At 35.4% G+C, this 2,014-nt stretch carries 2 protein-coding genes and 1 pseudogene; 1 reads left to right on the forward strand and 2 read right to left on the reverse strand.

What is annotated here, in order from left to right:
• Positions 1-850: 850 nt before the first annotated feature.
• Both G5B42_RS11460 and G5B42_RS11465 read right to left on the reverse strand, forming a co-directional pair.
• The gene (locus G5B42_RS11460) at positions 851-994 is read right to left on the reverse strand and encodes a class IIb bacteriocin, lactobin A/cerein 7B family (RefSeq protein ID WP_181340608.1); all 144 of its coding nucleotides are present in this window, start codon (positions 992-994) and stop codon (positions 851-853) included.
• A gap of 38 nt (positions 995-1,032) precedes the next feature.
• Positions 1,033-1,233 (reverse strand): hypothetical protein, encoded by a 201-nt coding sequence (locus G5B42_RS11465; RefSeq protein ID WP_181340609.1) that lies wholly within the window; start codon positions 1,231-1,233, stop codon positions 1,033-1,035.
• Positions 1,234-1,558: 325 nt separating this feature from the next.
• On the opposite strand from G5B42_RS11465, the pseudogene G5B42_RS11470 reads away from it, so the two are divergent.
• Positions 1,559-1,903, forward strand: a pseudogene (locus G5B42_RS11470) (cysteine peptidase family C39 domain-containing protein); the annotation flags it as partial.
• Positions 1,904-2,014: the final 111 nt, after the last annotated feature.

Raw genomic sequence — 2,014 nt, forward strand, 5'->3', positions numbered from 1 at the left:
GTAAATTCCCAAACAATAAATTGCTTTAAAAGCTATAAATAAACAAAGTGCAGTTTGACGGTAAGTTCGACGGGAAGTTCGCTAATGTGAGGTTCAAAAATCTACAGTGTCTTGACACTATCACCAGTAACTTCACTAATGAATCTTTCGCAGATTTGGTGTAAAATAGTATTCACAAGAGATCCCTCCTTTGGTGTGTAGATTGTGGTAATTCTATTTTACCAAAAGGATGATCTCTTGTTTATTTTTATCCTACAACAATTTTACACTATGGGGGAGCATCTTGCTGCTCGGTTTCCCCCAGGTTTTTGAAGACCTTTGAGCTTTAAAAGCAGAAGGGCGTCGATCTGTTCTTAGCTTTTGTTGTTATTAAGATAGATTTTTTAGGTTAATAATATTCTCCGGGCGTTAGAAAGAAGCAATACTTTTTTTAATATCGAAAGAATTATTATGACATCTGGACAGTTCTATAAGCCCATAAAAGTGAAATATAAGGAATATTTATTTTACGCAGAGTATATTTAATGGAGGTAAACTCACAACGCAAATAATATTACTGAAAATAATAAAAAAATAAGGATTAGCGTGAATGTATTAAATGTGAATAAAAGACGCCTAAAGCTCTACCTAGGAAATATGAAACGAATCCTATTACAACAAGCAACCACAACTTAAGTTCTAGAGGAGTGAAATTTGCTTTTATATACTCTTTTAAATTATTCCAAAGGTCGGACATCATTAATCACCCACTTTATGAAGAAAGTATTTAAAGTCTTATTGTCAAGGTCAAGCCTGATATCCAGGCTTGACAATAAGACCAACTTAAGACTAAAGAAGTAAAACAAATATTTTATTCATATTCTTTATCGGTATCCTTTTTTCCATTGTAAAAACCTAAAGCGCCACATCCTGCGACAATTACAGTCACAACTGCCCAGAATAAAACACCGCCACCATCAATTTCTTGTAGCTCTTGTACTGTTAACTCTCTCATAATTTTCAACCTCCTTGTTAAAAACTGTTTATTAAAAACTATTTTCTAGAGTTTGTAAAGTGGGAATAAGCTTTACCTAATGCGTATCCTGCTCCATAGGCAGTAGCTGCGGCTGTTACTATTTTTGCTACTAAAGACGCAGTTACTGTTACACCCAATATTACTACTTCCCCACCATCAATTTCCATCGACTCTTTTTCACCCAACTCAGTCATCCCAAGAGTGGCAACCATTTCCATTTCTAAATTCCTCCTTGTTATTTGGTATTTTCAAACATCCAGATGTTCTTGATTTTAACATAACACAAGTTATTAATTATGTCGCCTATCTTTTTGGGTAGTCATAGCTAACTACACTACCCAGATGACCATGGATAGATCGAAAGACCAGATAAAATGGTGACGAACGATTACAAATGATTATTGAATGTTGAATAACTACCCAAAAGGGTAGTAGAAAGCACGATAAAGTTATGTTAATTTAAAAGAACATAAAATAACATATATTATAATATGTTGCAAAAATGTAATAACATGGAATTTCGCAGGAAGGTGGTTTTACTAGTTGTGTGCTCAATTTTTTAAACGTTACTATTGTATTAAACAACATGACATATCGGATTGTGGAGCTGCTTGTCTGGCAATTGTGGCCAAGCAATATGGATTGAAATTACCGATTTCGTATATTCGAGAGATTGCTGGGACTGATCAAAAAGGAACTAATGCTTTTGGGATGATCAAGGCTGCTAAAGAAATAGGTTTTTCGGCTAAAGGAGTTAAGGCACAGGCTGAGCATTTGACTTCGCAGTTACCATTACCGACAATTGCTCATGTCGTAAAGGATAACCTTTTACATTATGTGGTTATCCATGAAATAAACAAAAAAGGACTAATAATAGCAGACCCAGCCGCGTATTTCGGTCAATTCGATCACCTAATACGCTTCATGCCGATCGCGCGATACGCTTGAATCCGATCACTGATTACGGTTTAATCCGATCGCGCAATTCGGTTCATGGCG

This window comes from Capillibacterium thermochitinicola (assembly GCF_013664685.1).
Taxonomy (GTDB): Bacteria; Bacillota; UBA4882; order UBA10575; family UBA10575; genus Capillibacterium; species Capillibacterium thermochitinicola.